Origin of the sequence: Candidatus Arthromitus sp. SFB-mouse-Japan, assembly GCF_000270205.1 — a bacterium.
Lineage (GTDB): Bacteria > Bacillota > Clostridia > Clostridiales > Clostridiaceae > Dwaynesavagella.
In genome coordinates this window covers 181,631-203,391 of sequence record NC_015913.1, presented here as the reverse complement: position 1 = coordinate 203,391, position 21,761 = coordinate 181,631, and the positions used below count along the sequence as shown (strand labels likewise).

Sequence of the window (21,761 nt, the reverse complement as noted above, 5' to 3'; positions counted from 1 at the left end):
AGAATTACAACCTACTAAGAAAAAATCAAAACACATATAGAAATGAACACAACAAAAAACTTTCTATTGTTCATATTTTTTATAACCTCCCAACTAATTAAAATCTTTTAATCATTCTATATTAGTTATATAGCAATAAATCATATTAATTAACTCATTTTTTTTAGTAATTTGTATAAAAATTATTTTTTATTTTATTAAAATGACAATTAAACCTATTTAGATAATCTATATAATTAAAATCTAATATTATGTAAACGTTTTATTTTAATAATTTATAAAATATTTCCTCTATATATTGAAAAAATAATCATATTATATAAATTTTAAAATTGATTTTTGTATTTTTTTAATATATAGTTATTATATTAGTACATAATAAAATATTGATTAGAATTAGGTATTATGAATATATATTCATAATACCTTTGAGGACTAATTATGATTATTCAAACTTCAAATTTACTTATAGAACCTATTTGTGAAAAAAGTTTATCTTATATATTAAAAAATATTGATCACGAACTAAATATGCCTATACCTAAGCATGCATCCAAATATCAAATTAAAAAATTTATTTCACATAATGATAAAATACGTTGTTTCAATTCATTAGGATATTTTATAATTAAACTTAATAATGGTTTAATACCAATAGGTTTTTTATCTATTATTCCTAGATATATAAATGAGAATTTAGTTAATGAACTTGGATATTTTATGATAAAGCATTACAGAAATAATGGTTTTATGTGTGAAGCAATATTTAATACTTTAAATTATATATTTAATAATACAAATATAAATAAAATATATTCTCTAGTCGAAGATTCGAATACGATATCAAGGCATATACTAGAAAATAATATGATGTTTGATTTTATTGGCTCACTAATAGATCGTAATACCTTAAAACGTGTATACTATATAAATAAATTAAACTTTATTACTTATAAAAAATCCATATATCATATATATCGAATTAAATAAATATATTAATTAAAACAATGGACTTATATTCTAATTCAAGATTCAGTGTTCAATTAATTAATACATTATCCGTTAATAAAGGTGATAATTTGAATGAAAAATTATATATATGATTTTTATCAATATAGTTAATACATTCATCTTCAAAACTTTCGAATGTGCTTCCATAATCCTTTGATCTAACATTTACTATAATTGACGAATATTTATTCATTTGATAAGAATGTTTTTTCTCAAATTCATCATCATTATATGAACTAACATTTATTTGAAGAAATTCATTAATATATTTGATTCTAATACCTATACCATTGTTCCTATAAAAATTTATCCATCTAATATCTGTTATATTCCCTGTTCTTTGAGGAGTCATATAATCTGTAAATTGACTATCTACATCGCTTTTATATTCTCCTAAATTACTACCTTTATTTCGATCATTATAATTTTCTAATGGTCCTCTTCCGTAATACTCAATATTTTTAAAATTAGTAGGTATAAATATCTTAAATCCTACTGACCTAGCATGCGGTATACCATTCTTTAATAACTCCATATATAGCTCAATACTAATTTCCCCGTACTCATCTATCTTATATGTTGTAATAAGAACTGAATTATTTAAATCATAGATTGGTTTGTAAAATTTTACCAATATACAACCATCTTCATGCAAAATATTGTAACTATTATTCCTACTTCTATTAAATATATTTTTCCAGAATACTATCTTATTATATATATTACATAATCTTTCGTTATCATTTAATGGATTCCAAAAATCAACATATAATTCAGAATTTATTAAATCCTCATTCTTATACCTATAATTTTGGAGAGTACCTGATATTTTATTAAATCCAATATAATATTCTTTAGATTTAATTTCCAATTTATCCGACAAATCATCAATCATAAAATTTTGAACTACCTTGCTAACATTACCTACTTCATAAAACAAATTATCTAAGTTTATTTTTAATTGATTCCTTGATATTTCAAACCCCCTGTTACCCCAATTTGTACTTTCATTTAATACAAATCCAATATTTAAAAAAAATTCTTTTCCATTTAAATCCTTAATTTTATCCATATCATGTACATTAAATATAATTTCACTCATGGGATCAACATTAACTATAGCTGTATCTCCTCTTACTATTTTGCCATCAACTAAATAGTCCCATTTCAATATATAATCTCTTAAATTTTTAAATAAGTTTTTATTTTTAATAATTACTTTACCATTTAAAATATCATAATCCCTAATATCTATATTTTGATATGCATACTTAACCTCACTTACTTGTGGTTTAATCTTTCTAGATGCTAACAATATACCATTAGCACAAAATGCAGAATCATTTGGAGAATCATTGAAGTCACCTCCCGTAGCCAAATATTTATCTCTGGATAATTTTTTCATAATCATATTTCTCTCATTATCAAAATCATTCCATATTATCCTTGTAGCATCTATATTATAAAAACTCTTTTTACGTAATTCCTCTATATCCATTCCTTTAGAAAATAACTTAACCTCATCTATTATCCCATTCATACTTTCACAGTGAGTATAACCATCATTTCCTCCAATTTGAATACCATCTTTGAAATATGCTATATTATAATTAAATGTCTTCTCTCCAACCAAATTATCATCTATAAATAATCTCATAATCTTATTTTTATATATCGCACTTACACTATGAAAATTATTCACCCAATCCTTAGGTGTTATAAATACAATTGTCTCAAATATCCCAGAATTATCTCTTACATAAAATTCAACAGCCCTATTATTAGACTTATCATAATTCATAATTTCCCTTAATCCAAATTCATTACCTTTCTTTAGATAAACACATCCTTCTCCCTCATATACACTTGGTTTTACCTTTAAATCTATGGTAAATTCATCAAACTTTAAATTACTAACATTATCATAGAATATACATCCCCTATACCCTTTATCTTTGTATCCATTTTCTATATATCCTTCAAAATCTCCATGAAATATACTATGAGAATTAATAAAAATACCCATATCAGGAACATCTCTATAAATTCCTTGATCTATAAAATCCCATATAAATCCTCCCTGAACATTATCAATACTCTCAAATTTTTCAATATATTTATCTAAACTTCCACCACTATTTCCCATAGAATGAGCATATTCACACAAAATATAAGGCTTGTGATACATATATTTACTCTGTTTCTCAATGTCATCTATTTTAACATACATTTTACTTACAACATCACTTGCATAGTATTCATCTCTCTCGCCTTCATAGTGTATTACTCTGGTTCCATCTCTTAAACTAACATAATTATATAAATCTCTAAATACACTTCCTCCTCCACTCTCATTTCCAAGAGACCATATTAAAACACTAGGATTATTCTTATCTCTCTCTACAAGTGAATTAATTCTATCAAAACATGCATTCTTCCAAATCTCTTTATTCCCAGGTATCTCACCCTCAACGCCATGTGCCTCTATATTACCCTCATCAACTACATAAATTCCATATTCATTACATAATGAAATAAAATAAGGATGATTAGGATAATGTGAAGTTCTTACAGAGTTTATATTATTTTTCTTAATCTCTCTTATATCGAATTCCATATCCAGTGTAGATAATGCCCTTCCTTTTAATGGATGAGTTTCATGTCTATTTACACCCTTAAACAAAATCGGTTTCCCATTTATGTACATTTTATTTCCTTTTATCTCAAATGCTCTAAATCCAACCCTTGTATGTATTGATTGTGTTTCATTAAGCAAATCATTTTTAAGAGAAATTATTAAATTATATAAATTAGGTTCCTCTGCCGACCATCTATTAGGCTCTTTTATATTCAAACATAAACTAAAATCACTCTTGATAGCATCTCTATATGGATAATTCCTGTCAAAATTACCCATATTCTCAACACTATTTATTAAATTCCATTTCTCGTCAAATATAACGGCCGATATGGTATAATTCCTATTCTCATTAATGTGATTGAGCATATTAATATTAACTAACAAATCAAAATTCATATAGTTATCATCCGCTTTAGTTATAACCTCAAAATCTGCAATATGTATCTTAGGGGTTCTATATAAAAATACATCCCTAAAAATTCCACTTAACCGAATAAAATCCTGATCTTCAATAAAACTTCCATCACACCATCTAAAAACCTGAACAGATATAGAATTATTACCACATACTAAAAAATCGGTAACATCAAACTCGCTAGGTGAAAAACTATCCTCACTATATCCAACAAATCCTCCATTTATCCATAAATAAAAACAAGATTCAACACCCTGAAATGATATGTAAACTTTATCATCAAGCCAAGATTCATCTACATAAAAATCTCTCCTATAATTACCAACAGGATTAAAAATCTTAGGAGCCTTATAAAATTCTAAATTTTCAAATCCAGTCCAAGGATATCTAAAATTAACATATATGGGGAAATCATATCCCTCCATTTGCCAATTACTCGGCACATTTATATATTCCCAACTAGATACATCATAATCTCTCCTATAAAAATCTAAATTTCTATCTTCTGGTGCATAATCAAGTGAAAAAATCTCCATTTACCATTTAAAACTCTAATATTATCAGAATCTTTTATCCTTACACTATTTAATGGTTCATTCTTAACATCCATCAATAAAGTTTCACGATTAGGATACGGTAGAAAAAAGCTCCTAGCAAACTCCCTATTTATCTGAAATACATCAACTCTATCATCCCATTCATTAAAATCAACATGAATTTTAGGAAACTCATTAAAAAAACCATTTGAAATTACCGCTCCTTTAATATTTTTATTTATAAATATTAAGATTCCAATTATTATCAACATAATTGATAAAATAGATAACTTAAGTACCTTTCCTAATATTCTCCTTACACTTAACAAGATTCACCATCCTAAATAACAAAAGTAAACATACGATTATCTTACCTCACTATACTATTTTTTATTACGTAAAAAATAAAAAGTACTTGCATATGCAAGTACCTTATTAATACATTCCCATTTTTTGATAATATCTACCTTTTCTATGTCTTAAAACCTCATCATAGGAATCATCCTTTATATTATGATTTGAAGAACAACATTTACCATATGAATTAAAATCTTTAAAGTCAGAATCATTTAAATCCTTAATTAAATTTCTCTTTAAAGTTTTAGATACAACTCCTGCTATAGTTACAACTGATGCTATGCCTATTGCTGATATTGCTGCAATAGCAGTTCCCTTATTTATTTTTTTCATAAGATTACCCCCCTTGTATTAAAGCAAATTTTTACCTTAAGTTCTTATATATTATAAATTATGTTACAAATATTTTATAAATATACTTAATAATAATATATTTAAAACTTGAATTTAAGTATAAAATATTTATTAATTAATGTCATTACTTTTTTTATTTAACTTTAAGGAGATTAATATGCAATACTTAAATTTAATTATGATTTCTTTCTTTATAATAAATTTATCAATAGTATTTTTTGTACTAATAAACGAAAAACGCTCTCCCGAAAAAACACTACTATGGATTTTAATATTGGTCTTTTTTGGGCCCATAGGTTTCATATTCTATTCATTTCTTGGAAAAGACATACGAAGACCTTATTTAAAAAATAATTTATTGTCTAATCTTAATTTATTTAACTACACACTAAATAATAATTCAACTGATTTCATACCAAAAAATAGTGATTATGATGAAATTATACAAACAATAGATTTAGTTTCTAAAATTAATATATCTCCCTTAATTAAACATTCAAAAATAGAAATATTTTCACATGGCATACAAAAATTTGAATCATTAAAAAAAGAATTAATTAATGCAAAACATCACATACATATGGAATACTTCATAGTAAGAGATGATCATATCGGAAATGAAATAAAAGATATACTCATTAAAAAATCTAAAGAGGGCGTAAAAATAAGATTTATATTGGATAAAATAGGGTGTCATAAGCTACCTAAAAAATATATAAATGAACTCAAATGTAATGGAATTGATGTATTATTTTACTCATACATGTCAACACCATTTTTAAAACTTATAAACACCCATATAAATTATAGAAATCATAGAAAAATAGTTATAATAGATGGAAATACTAGTTTTACTGGTGGAATTAATATTGGTGATGAATATCTCGGCAGATCATCTATTGGAAATTGGAGAGATACACATTTAATGATAAAAGGAGAATGTTCCCTTGCTATACAGGATGTTTTCATAGATGATTATACAAATTTAAAAAAACTAAAAAATAAAAATTATTCGAAAGAAGATATAATAAATGATATATCAAATTATTTCCCAAAACCTAAAAAAGACAATATATTATTAACTCAAATAATAAAAAGTGGTCCTAATTTATCAAAAGATAGTATGATACTTCCTATAATAAAACTCATAAGTATAGCTAAAAAAACTATACGAATTTGCACCCCATATTTTATCCCATCAACTGGATTTCTTGATATATTAAAAATTTCCATATTATCAGGTGTAGAAATAAGCATAATATTCCCCGGAAAACCTGATCATAAGCTAGTCTATTATGCATCAAGAACATACTTAAGAGAACTTTCAAATATTGGATGTAAAATATATTTTTATGATGTAAATTCATTTATACACTCTAAATTTATAATAATTGATGATTATATTGTAACTGTTGGAAGTACCAACATTGATATAAGAAGCTTCGAACTCAATTATGAATTAAATTTAATAATATACGATCATAATATTTGTAATAAATTTATAGATATATTTAAAAAAGATATTGAAAATAGTACTCTTGCAAACATAGAATCATTTAAAAATATATCAATATACCAACGATTATACGAAAATATAGCAAGATTATTTTCATCATTGCTTTAAAAAATAGGGCAGATACTATCGCCCTATTTTTTAATTACTAAAATCTATTGGAGAATAATAAAGTGCTGGTGCTTCTTTTCTCACCATGTAATTGACATGAACATTATTTAAATTTGTATATCCTCGTTCCATTAATACATTTTTTATATCCTTTACTATATCATTAAATCTCTTCTTAGAAATTATATATTTTGTATTTAGATATATATGAACCACATGTGGTTCATCAATATTTTTATTATAAAAATCCTTGTGATCATACTTACCTTTTAGCACTTGCATTTCAGTATATATTTTAAATATTTCTGGAAATTCATCTTTTAAATCTTCTTCTAAACTCTCTCTTAATTGCCTTGCAAATCTTTGGCTTATTAAATTATCTTTATTATTATGAAGATATCCATCCCCTATTATATGTCCTCTAGAAGATAAAGTAAAAGTATATGTCTCATTTGGTATATAAAAATCGACAGTCCCAATATATGTATTAGAATTAATATCATAATCAACATCAATATTACCATAAAATTTATCCCTATAAGTATAATTCAAGTGATTCGTTAAATTTACTTGTGAAGCCTCCATATTCTTAACATATATAATATATCTATTATATAAAAACATAAAAGCCGAGAGACATACCAGTGCACATGTAATAATAAAAGTCCAAATTATTTCCTTTTTATTCCTCTTAAACCGCAATAAATAACTCATAAGTTTCCCCTATTAAAATTTCTTACTATAATATGCTAAATATTATAGCATATATATTTCAAGCTTATACAGCATTTATTACATAAAAATATTTTGATTGAATACAAAATATAAAATAATGTATAATTATACATTATTATTAGAATTATGTAAGGAGTTTTATTAAAAATGAATTTAAACAAAATATTAAATAGGTTGCTTTTAATCCTTATACTACCCATATTTTTGATATCATGCAATTCAAATGAAAATAAATTAGAATCAATAAAAGAAAAAGGGGAAATAACTCTGGGAACTTCTGCGGATTATCCACCATATGAATTCCCTTTTATAGATAAAAATGGAAATGAACAAATAGTTGGATTTGATATAGAAATTGCAAAAGAAATTGCAAAAGATTTAGGAGTAGAACTTGTAATTAAAAATTTAGACTTTTCTGGACTACTGGATGCATTAAACTCAAACAATGTAGACTTTATATTATCTGGAATATCTCCAACAGAAGAAAGAAGGCAAAGTATAGATTTCTCAGAAATATACTATACAGCTCAACACGTTATACTTACTTTAAATAATAATATTAAATCTATAAATGATTTAAATAATTTAACTGTGGGTGTACAACTCGGAAGTATTCAAGATAGACTTGCTCATGAATATTTAAAAAATTCTGAAATAAAAACACTCCTAAGAATACCTGAATTAGTTCTTGAGTTATTATCTAAAAAAGTTGATGCAATACTAATGGAAATGCCAGTTGCACTTCAATATCAAAAGAAAAATCCTGAATTAACAGTAATAAATGACAAAATTTTAAATAATGAAGTTGCAGGATCTGCTGTTGGTATTAAAAAAGGACAAGAAGATTTACTCGCTGAAATTAACAAAACAATTTCAAGATTAATTAAAGAAGGCAAAATCAATGAATTCTTCAATGAATCAATTAAAATCTCAGAAAAACTTAATAAATAAAATATAAAATGGAGGTATTGATTTTTGAATTTCAGTTTTTTAATAAAATATTATCCATTCTTTCTAGATGGTATAAAATTAACTCTACTTTTAGCTTTAATTACAATAATATTTGGAAGCATACTTGGACTTGTAATATGCATACTAAAGATTTCAAAATACAAAATATTAAGAGCAATAGCATCTATATATATTGAGATTATACGCGGTACTCCATTAATCGTACAATTAATTATTATACATTATGGTCTTAAAATAAATATGACAGAACTTACATCAGCATCTATTGCATTATCTTTAAATAGTGCAGCATATATAGCTGAAATAATGAGAGCTGGTATAATATCTATAAATAAAGGCCAAATGGAGGCTGCAAAAAGTCTTGGAATGAATCATTTCAACGCAATGAAACTAATTATAATTCCTCAAGCTATTAAAAATATACTCCCAGCACTTGCAAACGAATTTGTAGTACTTATAAAGGAATCAGCTATTGTTTCTTATATAGGACTAGCAGATTTAATGTATAAAGCAAACCAAATAAGGAGCTTAACGTATTTAACCTTAGAACCTCTACTAGTTGCTGCTCTAATATATTTAATAATAACATTTACTTTATCAAAATTTATACATTATTTTGAAAGGAAATTAAATAAAGATAATGATTAAAATTAAAAATTTAAATAAATATTTCGGTAAACATCATGTACTTAAAAACATTTCATGTAACATAAAAAAAGGCGATGTAATATCTATTATTGGTCCAAGTGGATCTGGAAAAAGTACTCTACTTAGATGCATGAATTTATTAGAAATACCTACTAATGGTGAAATTATTTTCGAAGATACAAATATACAAAAAACCAATATAAATAAAATAAGAGAAAATATGGGAATGGTATTTCAACATTTTAATCTATTTCCTCATATGACTGTACTTGAAAATATAACTTTAGGACCTATAAAAGTCAAAAATGTACCTAAAGAAGAAGCTAAGGAGTTAGCATTATATTTACTTAAAAAAGTAGGATTAGTCAATAAAAAAGATAGCTATCCATCAAAATTATCTGGTGGACAAAAACAAAGAATTGCAATAGCAAGATCTCTTGCAAACAAACCACATGTACTACTATTTGACGAACCAACCTCTGCATTAGATCCAGAAATGGTTAAAGAGGTTCTTCACGTTATACACGAACTTGCCAATGAAGGAATGACTATGATTATAGTTACTCATGAAATGAACTTTGCAAAAAAAGTATCAAATAAAATAATTTTTATGGATAATGGGGAAATAATTGAAGAAAATTCTCCGTACGAATTCTTTAACAATACCAAAAGTGCTCGTGCTAAAGAGTTCTTAAGTAAAGTATTATAAAAAACAGCTTAGAATAAATTTCTAAGCTGTTTTTACTTCCTATATTTAATATTAGTTATTTCATACGCTTCCTTATAATAAAGATTACTTAATTTAAAAATAAGAGGAACAACACCAAACATCCAAAAACCTAATATAAGATACTTAACCATATAAAATAAAGGCATAGAAAATATTTTAAATATGTAACTAAGAACTATATATAATAATGCTGTTGTAGATATACCTAATATAATTTTCATTATATTATCTACATTACTTGCCTCAGGAGAAAAATTAACATATCTATATTCAAATAAATGTCCCAAAAAAACTCCAACAAATATGCCCATAGTCTTATAATAATCTTCTCCCATAAAATTATTTCCTACGAGAAGTATTCCCAGAAAAAATATTAAGATTAAACTTCCTATAAATATATTAGTTTTAAAACTATCAAGCTTTATTAATACCTCGTTTAAAACTATAGAAACTATAATAGCTAATATAATCCCGCCTAAAATATCGATAGGCCAATGTAATCCTAAATATAGCCTTGATAACCCAACCAAAAATATAAAAATAATACTTATAAAAAGTACCATTTTACTTCTCATGAATATAGCTAAACTTGTACTAAAAACCGTTATATTCTGAGTGTGTCCGCTCGGAAATGAATATCCTTTAGCAGAAAATTCTCCAATAGACTTTATACCATCTACTCCAATAGGACGAGGCGACTGAACTAAATTTTTAACAATACTATTTAAAACCCCTGAACAAGCCATAATAATAGCAAGTTTAAAGCCTACATCTTTATTATAACACCAGTAAATAATACATATTATGCATATTGGAAAATAAGCGCTTCCAAATGATGTTATAATTAACATAATAATATTTAATATATCAGAGGAAAAACTCTGTAAAAACTGTATTAATTCCAAATCAACGTTCCTCCAAAATATCTCTAATAATTCTACCACTACTCCTAAAATCAAGTCCCATAAAAGATGCTATAGTTGGTGCAATATCTACGAGATTACACTCACTTAACTCAATACCTTGTCTAATTTTATAACCATAATTAATAAACATCCCTTGTGAATTCTCATAATCATTAGAATATCCATAAAATGATTTATTAATCTTTTCATTAATATAAGAAAACACTGTCATATTATCTATAAATTCCTTTTTATCTAATTCTCCACTAAAAATACAAAAAACACGTCCTTCTATTCTAAAAGAAAATTCATCTAAATTAAATCTTTCATACTCTGATACTTCATGAACACATTTAATATAATTACTATACTTCTTAGTTATATCATCCAAAAACACCTTAACCTTTCCATAATCATTAATGTTATTTGGATTTTTTAAATATACAAATGCACTACCACCTTCACAATGAGCATAAGCTATGTAATTGTCAATTCTTCCACTTTTAGTAACACTCAATAATCCACTCTTGATAAACATATAATTAATATTTATTATATATTTACATTCACATGGACTTCCTCCTGATACTAGTGATAATGTCAAATTACCCAATATATTTTTATTATCACACCATGCAAGCAAATCCCCTATTTTTCTATCAATATCTCTTAATGCATCAAATGAAGTTTGTCCATAATTAATTCCATATCTCTGTCTTACATAATCTAAATGATTAAAATTCATAAACAAAATATTAGATTTTTTACTTTCTAAAATTTCCATAGCTAAAATAGATGAAAAATTATCTGCTTCTGGCTGTATTCCAATTCTCAATACATTTAAATATTTAAATATATTTCTAAGCATATAAAAAGAAGAACCTTTTACAATTCCCCTAAATAAATCCTTTATATTTACACTATTAATATCTGAAAAATTGTACTTAAAACTACTATAACCTACATTAGGCCAAGAAATAACACTAACATTGTTTCCATTACTCTTAAATAAATCTAATATATTAGGAGATTGAATATCCTCATATTCTTTATCTCTATATTTCCTAACTTTAACATTATAATTATTAAAATAAATTCCATGTTTTTCGGGAGGCTCTCCAGTAAGAATGGTTGTATTAACTGGATTTTTAAAATTAGGATAATGATTTTTAACCTTTCTAACAACTGAACCTTTTGAAATAATATAATTAAAGTTATCGAATTCCTTTATAATATCATAGTCTCTACTCATTAAAGAATTAATAAAAATAACCAAAATATATTGTTTCATAATTACTCACCTTTTTAAAAATATAAAAGCCAAAAACCATACAATCAATACGAATTGGGGGCTCTACCACAAAAATGTGGTAGAGAGGGGAATTTTCAGATGTATCTATCCTTTGGGATTATAAATTCAACACATCTCATGCTTTATACTTTCTATAAAGCATACTTTATTTATACCATATATTACTACAAAATTCAACTATTCAAAATATAATTAAGAACTAAAAAATTTAAAATTTCTACAAATATTAATTATTTTTATTTTTAGAGTTATAAATCATAAATGCAACAATAGTTAAACTAATAATTATAATTAAAGAATATTTACTATTTTCAATATTATAAATAGCATTATTAATATCTATACCCGTATAAAAAATAGAATTTAATTTTATTTCCATATCCTCTATAGATAAAACATACTGCTTTAAAAATTTATAAAATGCATGAAATGAGGTAACTACAAATATATTTTTATAAATCAAAAACATAAATGATAAAAATATATTAAAAATAAACACATATAATAAGTATATTCCCAATCTTTGATACTCTATAAAATATATAAGAGTAAAAAGTAGAGAAGCAAGTACCAAAGATAAATAAATATTATATCTTGAATTAAGTATATTAATTAGCCATCCTCTATACAATATTTCTAAAAAAAATATTTCTATATAAATAAATATAAAAACCAATAAAAGCTGAAAAACAGTTGTAAAACTAAATTCACTATTAAATTTAAAAAATATAACTTGATCTTTAATAATAAATACAAATACCAATAAAAACAAAAAAATTATTGATAATATCAGGCCTTTAATGTTAGATAGTGCAAAGTTCTTTTTTATCCCTATAAATAAAAAACCCAATTTCCTTTCTTCAATTAACAATATGTAAAGAAATAATATCAATAATATGGAAAAATTAGGTAGAAATAATCTATAAAATAATTCAGATAACAAATTCAATTCATCAAAATTAAAGTTATTTCTAAAAATATTAATAATAATTTGTGAAAGTATTGGAGAAAAGAAATAATATATAGATAGTACTATAATAAAAATAACATAAAACTTAGGTTTAAAATTACTTTCATTAATTGGAATATTAGTTGAATTAAAATCCATGCTATTACGATCCAAATTATAATTTATCATAATTCCTCCAAATAATATATTATAGTAAACAAAAAGAAGTAAGAGCGATGCTCTTACTTCTAAAACAAACTGGCAATGACTTACTCTTCCATAGGGGTAACCCTATAGTACCATCAGCACAGTGTAGCTTAACCTTCCTGTTCGGTATGGATAGGGGTGTTGCCTACACGTTATAATCACCAGATATTGAGAAATATTTTAATCTCTCAAAATTGTATATAAATAATATATTGCTAATTTTGGTCAAGCCCTCGACCTATTAGTATAAATCAGCTAAATATGTTACCATACTTACACCTTTTACCTATCAACCTTGTGTTCTTCAAGGGGTCTTACTAGCTTACGCTATGGGAGATCTTATCTTAAGGTGGGCTTCACGCTTAGATGCCTTCAGCGTTTATCCCTTCCTAACTTAGCTACCCAGCCGTGCTCCTGGCGGAACAACTGGTTCACCATTGGTTAGTCCATCCCGGTCCTCTCGTACTAAGGACAGCTCCTCTCAAATCTCCTGCGCCCGCGACGGATAGGGACCGAACTGTCTCACGACGTTCTGAACCCAGCTCGCGTGCCGCTTTAATGGGCGAACAGCCCAACCCTTGGGACCTACTTCAGCCCCAGGATGCGACGAGCCGACATCGAGGTGCCAAACCTCCCCGTCGATGTGAACTCTTGGGGGAGATCAGCCTGTTATCCCCGAGGTAGCTTTTATCCGTTGAGCGATGGCCCTCCCACGAGGTACCACCGGATCACTAAGTCCTACTTTCGTACCTGCTCCACTTGTAGGTGTCGCAGTCAAGCTTCTTTATGCCTTTACGCTCTACGAAGGATTTCCATCCCTTCTGAAGAAACCTTTGAACGCCTCCGTTACTCTTTTGGAGGCGACCGCCCCAGTCAAACTGCCCATCTAACAGTGTCCTGTACCCAGTTCATGGATCCCAGTTAGAATTTCAGCAATATCAGGGTGGTATCCCAACATCGACTCCTCTAAATCTGACGATCTAGATTCCCAGTCTCCCACCTATCCTGTACAAATATTACCAAAACTCAATGCTAAATTACAGTAAAGCTCTACGGGGTCTTTCCGTCCAATCGCGGGTAGCAAGCATCTTCACTTGCACTACAATTTCGCCGGATTTGCAGTTGAGACAGCGCCCAAGTCATTACGCCATTCGTGCGGGTCAGAACTTACCTGACAAGGAATTTCGCTACCTTAGGACCGTTATAGTTACGGCCGCCGTTTACTGGGGCTTAAGTTCACTGCTTCTCTTACGATAACAGCTCCCCTTAACCTTCCAGCACCGGGCAGGCGTCAGCCCCTATACTTAAGCTTTCGCTTTTGCAGAGACCTGTGTTTTTGATAAACAGTTGCTTGGGCCTATTCTCTGCGACCATATCTCTATGGCACCCCTTCTCGCTAACTTACGGGGTCAATTTGCCGAGTTCCTTAACTGCAATTCTTCCGCTGGTCTTTGGATTCTCACCTCGCCTACCTGTGTCGGTTTGTGGTACGGGCACTAATTATCTACCTAGAAGTTTTTCTCGTCAGTGTGAAATCAGATACTTCAACTCATTCGTCTCCCCATAAAGAATCAACTTAATCGCATATATGGATTTGCCTCTACATGCTATCTCTTCTCTTAGACCAACCTCCATCTGTTGGCTATCCTATCCTTCTGCTTCCCTCCATCGATCAATCAATAATTAGTGGTATCGGAATATCTACCGATTATCCATCACTTACGCCTTTCGACCTCAGCTTAGGTCCCGACTTACCCTGGGCGGACGAACCTTCCCCAGGAAACCTTAGGCTTTCGACCATTAGGATTCTCACCTAATTCTCGCTACTTATGCCAACATTCTCTCTTGTATAAAATCCACTATTGCTCCCGCTTTAGCTTCAACTCTTATACAACGCTCCCCTACCAATGTTTCCATTCCACAGCTTCGGTGATGAGTTTTAGCCCCGTTTATCTTCGGCGCAGAAACTCTCGACTAGTGAGCTATTACGCACTCTTTAAATGAATGGCTGCTTCTAAGCCAACATCCTAGTTGTCTTAGAATCTCCACATCCTTTACCACTTAACTCATACTTTGGGACCTTAGCTGGTGATCTGGGCTTTTTCCCTTTTGTCCAAGAATCTTATCACTCTTAGACTGACTGCTAATAAACAAATATAGGCATTCGGAGTTTAATAAGGTTCGGTAACCTTACGGCCCCTAGCCCATTTAGTGCTCTACCTCCTATATTCTATGTATTAACGCTAGCCCTAAAGCTATTTCGGGGAGAACCAGCTATCTCCGAGTTCGATTGGAATTTCTCCGCTATCCACAATTCATCCCATGGTTTTTCAACACCAACGTGGTTCGGTCCTCCACGAAGTTTTACCTTCGCTTCAACCTGATCATGGATAGGTCACCCGGTTTCGGGTCTACAACATGCAACTATTCGCGCTATTAACACTCGATTTCTCTTCGACTACAGTCCTTAAGACCTTAATCTCGCTACACATCGTAACTCGTTGGCTCGTTCTACAAAAAGCACCTCATCACACATATTACGTGCTCTGAGCGGTTGTAAGCACACAGTTTCAGGTTCTATTTCACTCCCCTCCCGGGGTTCTTTTCACCTTTCCCTCACGGTACTACTCCTCTATCGGTCATCAGGTAGTATTTAGCCTTGGGTGGTGGTCCACCCTGCTTCCCACAAGGTTCCTCGTGTCTCGTGGTACTCTGGGTAAGTCTCTCTCAATTTCAGTTTTAAATTACGTGGCTATTACACTCTTCGGCTTAGATTTCCATCTATATTCATCTAACCTACTTTCTCAATTATAGACCCCCTCAACCCCCAAGTTTCCTTGGGTTTGGGCTCTTCCCCTTTCGCTCGCCACTACTTAGGGAATCGATATTTCTTTCTCTTCCTACAGGTACTTAGATGTTTCAGTTCCCTGCGTCTACCTTCTAATAACTATTAATTCATTACTAGATACATAGTCTCTCACTATGTGGGTTCCCCCATTCGGAAATCTACGGATCCATGACTATTTGCGTCTACCCGTAGCTTATCGCAGCTTATCACGTCCTTCATCAGCTCCTGATGCCAAGTCATCCTCTGTGCGCTCTTAGTAGCTTGACCTATTTTTCTTTCTATATTCTTCCAGCTCTTAAATTACTATTGCTAATAATTTAACTTGCTACCTTTCGCATCTTTACTATTTATATACAATTTTCAAAGATCTATATCCTTAAGTAACCTTCCAATTATAGGTCACTCACAATTGAATAGGAAAAAGTTATCCACTTCTTTCTTTCCTTAGAAAGGAGGTGATCCAGCCGCAGGTTCTCCTACGGCTACCTTGTTACGACTTCACCCCAATCACTGACCCCACCTTAGACTGCTGCCTCCTATATGGTTAGCCCACAGGTTTCGGGTGTTGCCAACTCTCATGGTGTGACGGGCGGTGTGTACAAGACCCGGGAACGTATTCACCGCGACATTCTGATTCGCGATTACTAGCAACTCCATCTTCATACAGGCGAGTTTCAGCCTGCAATCCGAACTGAGATGAGTTTTATAAGTTTTGCTCACTATCACTAGCTTGCTTCTCTCTGTTCTCACCATTGTAGCACGTGTGTAGCCCTAAACGTAAGGGGCATGATGATTTGACGTCATCCCCACCTTCCTCCTAGTTAACCTAGGCTGTCTCGCTAAAGTGCTCAGCTTAACCTGTTAGCAATTAACAACAAGGGTTGCGCTCGTTGCGGGACTTAACCCAACATCTCACGACACGAGCTGACGACAACCATGCACCACCTGTATCCTTGCTCTTGCGAGCTTCCCTCATTACAAGGTAATTCAAGGTATGTCAAGTTTAGGTAAGGTTCTTCGCGTTGCTTCGAATTAAACCACATGCTCCGCTGCTTGTGCGGGTCCCCGTCAATTCCTTTGAGTTTTAATCTTGCGATCGTACTCCTCAGGCGGGGTACTTATTGCGTTTGCGACGGCACGAATTGTTATTCACAACCCACACCTAGTACCCATCGTTTACAGCATGGACTACCAGGGTATCTAATCCTGTTTGCTCCCCATGCTCTCATGCCTCAGCGTCAGTTACAGTCCAGTAAGTCGCCTTCGCCACTGGTGTTCTTCCTAATCTCTACGCATTTCACCGCTACACTAGGAATTCCACTTACCTCTCCTGCACTCTAGTTAAACAGTTTTATATGCTTTCTACAGGTTAAGCCTATATATTTAACATATAACTTGTTTAACCGCCTACGCATCCTTTACGCCCAGTTATTCCGAACAACGCTTGCCACCTACGTATTACCGCGGCTGCTGGCACGTAGTTAGCCGTGGCTTCCTCTGCAGGTACCGTCCTTCCTCTTCCCTGCTAACAGAGCTTTACAATCCGAAAACCTTCTTCACTCACGCGGCGTTGCTGCATCAGGGTTTCCCCCATTGTGCAATATTCCCCACTGCTGCCTCCCGTAGGAGTATGGACCGTGTCTCAGTTCCATTGTGGCCGTTCATCCTCTCAGACCGGCTACACATCGTCGCCTAGGTAAGCCTTTACCTCACCTACTAGCTAATGTGCCGCAGACTCCTCCTATACCAATAAATCTTTCACTACATAATCATGCAACTATATAGCTATATGCGGTATTAATCCAACTTTCATCGGGCTATCCCCCAGTATAGGATAGATTATCTACGTGTTACTCACCCGTTCGCTGCTAAGTTATATAAAGCAAGCTCCATATATCTCCGCTCAACTTGCATGTGTTAGGCACGCCGCCAGCGTTCGTCCTGAGCCAGGATCAAACTCTTATCCTTCTCCCAGTCTCTCAAAATTAACGTTGACTTCTTCTCTTCATTCCTTTTCCCTATCCAATTGTCAATGATCTATAATCTATCTAACCTTCCTCCTGGCTGTCCCACAGCTAACTCACTCATATTACCAAACTTCATACCACCATGTCAATACCTTTCTACACATTTTACCTAAATTCTTTTATCATATTTCTACTTTTTAATAAATATAATTTTTTTATATAAAATTAATTCTGAGGTTTAAATTATGAAATTATTTATTATTTTAATTACAATTATGTTTGTAATCATTTTATATCTTTTAAATAAGATTGAAAAACAAAAAATAAAAATATTATATATATCAAAACAAAATCATCTATTGCTAAAAAAAATCGATAACACAAAAAATATTTATAATAATACTAAAAATCTTGAGTTTAAACCTACACTACTGAATATAAAAAACGTATGTATAAAAAACACTACAACTATAAAATTAGCCCCATTCGATTTTTCTCCTAAATTATTAGAACTTTCCGAGAACTCCTCTGTAGATATAATTTCTAAAATATATATAATGAATATTTTATGGTACGAAGTATCAATAAATAATCAAAATGGAAATAAAATAAATGGTTGGGTAAAAGATTGCAATACAAATTTCGTATATACAAAATAATTTCTTTATCAACTTACATACTCATCATTCAAAAAATATTTTTTTAAAAAATATATAAAACCTAAAATTACCAAAACAAAAAATATAAATATTGATAAAAATTTAATATTCAAATATGTATCTCCCCTATAAATAGCCTCATATCCTCTAACTATATCTAAAAATTTACCATAAGATAAAAATGATATACTTGAATATCTCGTGTATAACATCCCAAACATACTAAATAAAAAAACCAATATTCCCATAATTTTCATACAATATCGAACGAATACTAAATCAATAATTTTTATAAAACTAACTATAAAAACTATGTATAATCCTTCTAATAATAAAACTTTTAAAATAACGATATACAAGGGGAGAACATTATTTATTGTCGATAAATTATTATTAAAATTATAAATATTAAAATCACCAACAACACGTACAGGGTAAAATATATCTATCTTACTATCTAACGCTATACAAAAAATTAAACTAAATATTTGTATACATAATAAAGGTACACAGATAATACCTATTGTTTTAAAAAATCCTATATACTTCGTATCACTTATATATAAATAACATATCCCCAAAACTGTACAAGTTAAAAATATTTGATGTCCTAAACTATTAAAAAGAAATAGAAAATACCTTATAAAAAATCCATCTAAATAATCTAAAGGTTTCTTACCTAAACTATAATACAGATTGTACTCATCAGTTTCATTTTTCAAACGCAAATAATTCGTATCTCTGTCAAAAGAACTTTTTAAAAGTAATTCCTCTTTTTGTAATATAATATTTTTTAACTCAACTTTCCAAAATTCTCCTTCCTTATCAACACTATCCAGTATCTCACTTCTCATTTCATCTAAATATAATATTTCCCTATTATTCTCCTCTATATTTCCTACAGACATATTACTTATTAAATAATTGTATTTTCCTTCAATTTCCTCATATTTATTCTTTAAAAAATCTAAATTTTTAGTACTCCCATATTGCAATATTCCAAGACCTGTCGTTACTAAAAATATAAAATATGATATAAGTAAAATATATATAATAGTAGCATAATGTCGTTTACCAGTTATATGATTCACTACAATCTCCCTCTTAAAATTCAAACAATAATGAAAATATTTATAAGCCTATAAAATTTTTAAGATTAACTTAGATATTACCTTAAAATATTAACAGCCTTATTTAAATAATTTAAGTGATTAGAATACTCGTCTATTATCACATTCATAATTTGCTTTGTGTTTTCGTCCAAATAATTATTTTGATCATTTATAAATCTAAGTGCATTTTCTCTTCCTTGAGAAATAGAGTTTATAGAATTTTTTATAAGATTTAAATCTCTATTTTCTAAAATATTTCTTACATTATTGAATAACTCAATTATTTGGTTTTCTATATTTAGATTATTACTTGAAAAATTGCTTACCAAACTCTTTAAATACGATTCCCTATTATTATAATATTGAACAATATTTGAAATACTATCCTGTGAATCATAGTTAAAATCACCTAAATTATTTCCAGAATACTCACCATCAAATGAATATCCATTATTAAAATTCTCCGTTTCACCTGAAACATGATTATTAAAATCATCATTGTACAACAAAGTGACATCACCCCACAATAAATATATCTCATTATTCCCAATAATATTTTTTTTATTCATTATTAAAAATATCTGCTAAATTAATATTACAGGCTTTAATCGCTGGAAATAGCCCAAATATAACTCCAGTAATTAAGGAAATTATTAAAAATCTAAATAAATTTATAAAATTAATATTTAAATTTTCATTTATTATCCTACCTAAAAAAAATGTAACCATACTACCTAAAAATACCCCAATTATACCCCCTACTAAAGATAATATAGAAGATTCAGTTATAAATTGAATAAATATATCATACTTATTTGCTCCACTTATTTTTCTCAATCCTATTTCATTAACTCTATTATTAACACTAAAAAGCATAACATTTGTTATATTAATTCCACTTATAACTATGAATATATATCCAATTATCCTTATTATTTTAATAATCAAATTATTTATTTCATTTATTTTATCTTCAGATCTTAAAAAATTTTCCACCTTATATATATCCTTTGTAATATTATTCTTAATCTTTAAAAAATTAATTATTGAGTCACCAATTATATTCATATCCTTCTTATTATTTAAAGAGATATACAAATAATCAAAGAATGGATCCTTATTAAAATCCTTTACATATGTAGAAATAGGTATTATGGAAAACGATACTACACTATCATTCATTTCCCATATATTGGATGGATGCTTTATAACTCCTATCACTTTATATTTACATAATTTTTTAGAATTCCCTATGTAAACTTCTCTATTTATAGAATCCTCTGTTCCAAATAAATTATTGCTCATAACATTATCAATTATTACTACATTTTCTTTATTTGCGCACTCATACCTCGAAAAAAATCTACCATTGAGCATCTCCATCATCATAAAATCCTTATAATCCTCAGTACCACCTATAACATAAGATGTTAAGTTATCAAATTCATTACTTATAGTACCCTTAAAATAAGCTTCTGGGGAAATTGAATTTATTGATAAACTTGAATTCTTTAGAGATTTTATATCTTCAAAATTAAAATAATATTTTAAATATTTATCAGAATTTTCAGAATTTATCATATTTATCTTTATAATATTTTTTCCTATTTTATCTATATTAGATAAAATCTTCATCTCTCCAATTTTTAATAATGAAAATGTAACTATAAGTAAGCTAACCCCTGTGACTATTCCAATTATCGCTATAAATGTTCTAAATTTATTTCTCAAAATTATCTTGATGGATAAATTTATATCATCAATAATCAAAACTACCTC

At 29.1% G+C, this 21,761-nt stretch carries 16 protein-coding genes and 3 rRNA genes; 6 read left to right on the top strand and 13 right to left on the bottom strand.

Annotated elements, in window-relative coordinates; all coding sequences use genetic code 11:
• The first annotated feature begins 441 nt into the window (after positions 1 to 441).
• Complete coding sequence (locus SFBM_RS01015; RefSeq protein ID WP_005807378.1) at positions 442 to 990, top strand: GNAT family N-acetyltransferase; 549 nt, start codon at positions 442 to 444, stop codon at positions 988 to 990.
• 49 nt (positions 991 to 1,039) lie between these two features.
• Here SFBM_RS01015 and SFBM_RS01010 read toward each other — a convergent pair whose 3' ends face one another.
• From SFBM_RS01010 to SFBM_RS01005, 3 genes are all read right to left on the bottom strand, one after another.
• On the bottom strand, positions 1,040 to 4,603 hold the full coding sequence (locus SFBM_RS01010; RefSeq protein WP_014017817.1) for a glycoside hydrolase family 2 TIM barrel-domain containing protein: 3,564 nt from the start codon (positions 4,601 to 4,603) through the stop codon (positions 1,040 to 1,042).
• A complete protein-coding gene (locus tag SFBM_RS08120; protein WP_014017816.1) occupies positions 4,558 to 4,932 on the bottom strand; it encodes a hypothetical protein in 375 nt (124 codons plus the stop codon). Before SFBM_RS08120 ends, SFBM_RS01010 begins: the two co-directional genes overlap by 46 nt.
• A gap of 106 nt (positions 4,933 to 5,038) precedes the next feature.
• Positions 5,039 to 5,293 (bottom strand): hypothetical protein, encoded by a 255-nt coding sequence (locus SFBM_RS01005; RefSeq protein WP_005807381.1) that lies wholly within the window; start codon positions 5,291 to 5,293, stop codon positions 5,039 to 5,041.
• Between the two features lie 178 nt (positions 5,294 to 5,471).
• Here SFBM_RS01005 and cls point away from each other — a divergent pair, with 178 nt between their 5' ends.
• Positions 5,472 to 6,938, top strand: coding sequence for a cardiolipin synthase (gene cls, locus SFBM_RS01000; RefSeq protein WP_007439714.1), 1,467 nt, complete (start codon positions 5,472 to 5,474; stop codon positions 6,936 to 6,938).
• Positions 6,939 to 6,968: 30 nt separating this feature from the next.
• On the opposite strand, the gene SFBM_RS00995 is transcribed toward cls, so the two are convergent.
• Entirely contained in the window at positions 6,969 to 7,652 is a 684-nt protein-coding gene (locus SFBM_RS00995) for a hypothetical protein (RefSeq protein WP_005807383.1), read from the bottom strand.
• Positions 7,653 to 7,820: 168 nt separating this feature from the next.
• Here SFBM_RS00995 and SFBM_RS00990 point away from each other — a divergent pair, with 168 nt between their 5' ends.
• From SFBM_RS00990 to SFBM_RS00980, 3 genes are read left to right on the top strand one after another with little or no spacing between them, the layout of a single operon-like run.
• Entirely contained in the window at positions 7,821 to 8,624 is an 804-nt protein-coding gene (locus SFBM_RS00990; RefSeq protein WP_005807384.1) for a transporter substrate-binding domain-containing protein, read from the top strand.
• 24 nt (positions 8,625 to 8,648) lie between these two features.
• Entirely contained in the window at positions 8,649 to 9,293 is a 645-nt protein-coding gene (locus SFBM_RS00985; protein ID WP_005807386.1) for an amino acid ABC transporter permease, read from the top strand.
• Positions 9,286 to 10,002, top strand: a complete 717-nt coding sequence (locus SFBM_RS00980) for an amino acid ABC transporter ATP-binding protein (RefSeq protein WP_005807387.1) — start codon at positions 9,286 to 9,288, stop codon at positions 10,000 to 10,002. The genes SFBM_RS00985 and SFBM_RS00980 overlap by 8 nt, the downstream gene beginning before the upstream one ends.
• A gap of 32 nt (positions 10,003 to 10,034) precedes the next feature.
• Here the strand turns inward: SFBM_RS00980 and SFBM_RS00975 are convergent, their stop codons facing one another.
• The 6 genes from SFBM_RS00975 to SFBM_RS00950 all read right to left on the bottom strand — a co-directional run bounded on the left by SFBM_RS00975 (position 10,035) and on the right by SFBM_RS00950 (position 18,212).
• A complete protein-coding gene (locus SFBM_RS00975; RefSeq protein ID WP_007439715.1) occupies positions 10,035 to 10,928 on the bottom strand; it encodes a phosphatase PAP2 family protein in 894 nt (297 codons plus the stop codon).
• A gap of 1 nt (position 10,929) precedes the next feature.
• Positions 10,930 to 12,219: an alkaline phosphatase family protein gene (locus SFBM_RS00970; RefSeq protein WP_005807390.1), complete on the bottom strand. Its 1,290-nt coding sequence runs from the start codon at positions 12,217 to 12,219 to the stop codon at positions 10,930 to 10,932.
• Between the two features lie 247 nt (positions 12,220 to 12,466).
• Positions 12,467 to 13,378: a CPBP family intramembrane glutamic endopeptidase gene (locus tag SFBM_RS00965; RefSeq protein ID WP_007441789.1), complete on the bottom strand. Its 912-nt coding sequence runs from the start codon at positions 13,376 to 13,378 to the stop codon at positions 12,467 to 12,469.
• Positions 13,379 to 13,445: 67 nt separating this feature from the next.
• A 5S ribosomal RNA gene (gene rrf / locus SFBM_RS00960) occupies positions 13,446 to 13,562 on the bottom strand.
• Positions 13,563 to 13,617: 55 nt separating this feature from the next.
• Positions 13,618 to 16,511 (bottom strand): 23S ribosomal RNA (locus tag SFBM_RS00955).
• Between the two features lie 181 nt (positions 16,512 to 16,692).
• Positions 16,693 to 18,212, bottom strand: a 16S ribosomal RNA gene (locus tag SFBM_RS00950).
• Together the 16S, 23S and 5S rRNA genes form the textbook arrangement of a ribosomal RNA operon.
• A gap of 244 nt (positions 18,213 to 18,456) precedes the next feature.
• On the opposite strand from SFBM_RS00950, the gene SFBM_RS00945 reads away from it, so the two are divergent.
• On the top strand, positions 18,457 to 18,870 hold the full coding sequence (locus SFBM_RS00945; RefSeq protein WP_005807405.1) for a hypothetical protein: 414 nt from the start codon (positions 18,457 to 18,459) through the stop codon (positions 18,868 to 18,870).
• 8 nt (positions 18,871 to 18,878) lie between these two features.
• Here the strand turns inward: SFBM_RS00945 and SFBM_RS00940 are convergent, their stop codons facing one another.
• The 3 genes from SFBM_RS00940 to SFBM_RS00930 form a co-directional block, all read right to left on the bottom strand.
• A complete protein-coding gene (locus tag SFBM_RS00940; protein ID WP_005807407.1) occupies positions 18,879 to 19,961 on the bottom strand; it encodes a hypothetical protein in 1,083 nt (360 codons plus the stop codon).
• A 77-nt stretch (positions 19,962 to 20,038) separates the two neighbouring features.
• Positions 20,039 to 20,551, bottom strand: a complete 513-nt coding sequence (locus SFBM_RS00935; RefSeq protein ID WP_005807409.1) for a hypothetical protein — start codon at positions 20,549 to 20,551, stop codon at positions 20,039 to 20,041.
• Positions 20,544 to 21,752: an ABC transporter permease gene (locus SFBM_RS00930; RefSeq protein ID WP_007441790.1), complete on the bottom strand. Its 1,209-nt coding sequence runs from the start codon at positions 21,750 to 21,752 to the stop codon at positions 20,544 to 20,546. The genes SFBM_RS00935 and SFBM_RS00930 overlap by 8 nt, the downstream gene beginning before the upstream one ends.
• Positions 21,753 to 21,761 lie beyond the last annotated feature (9 nt).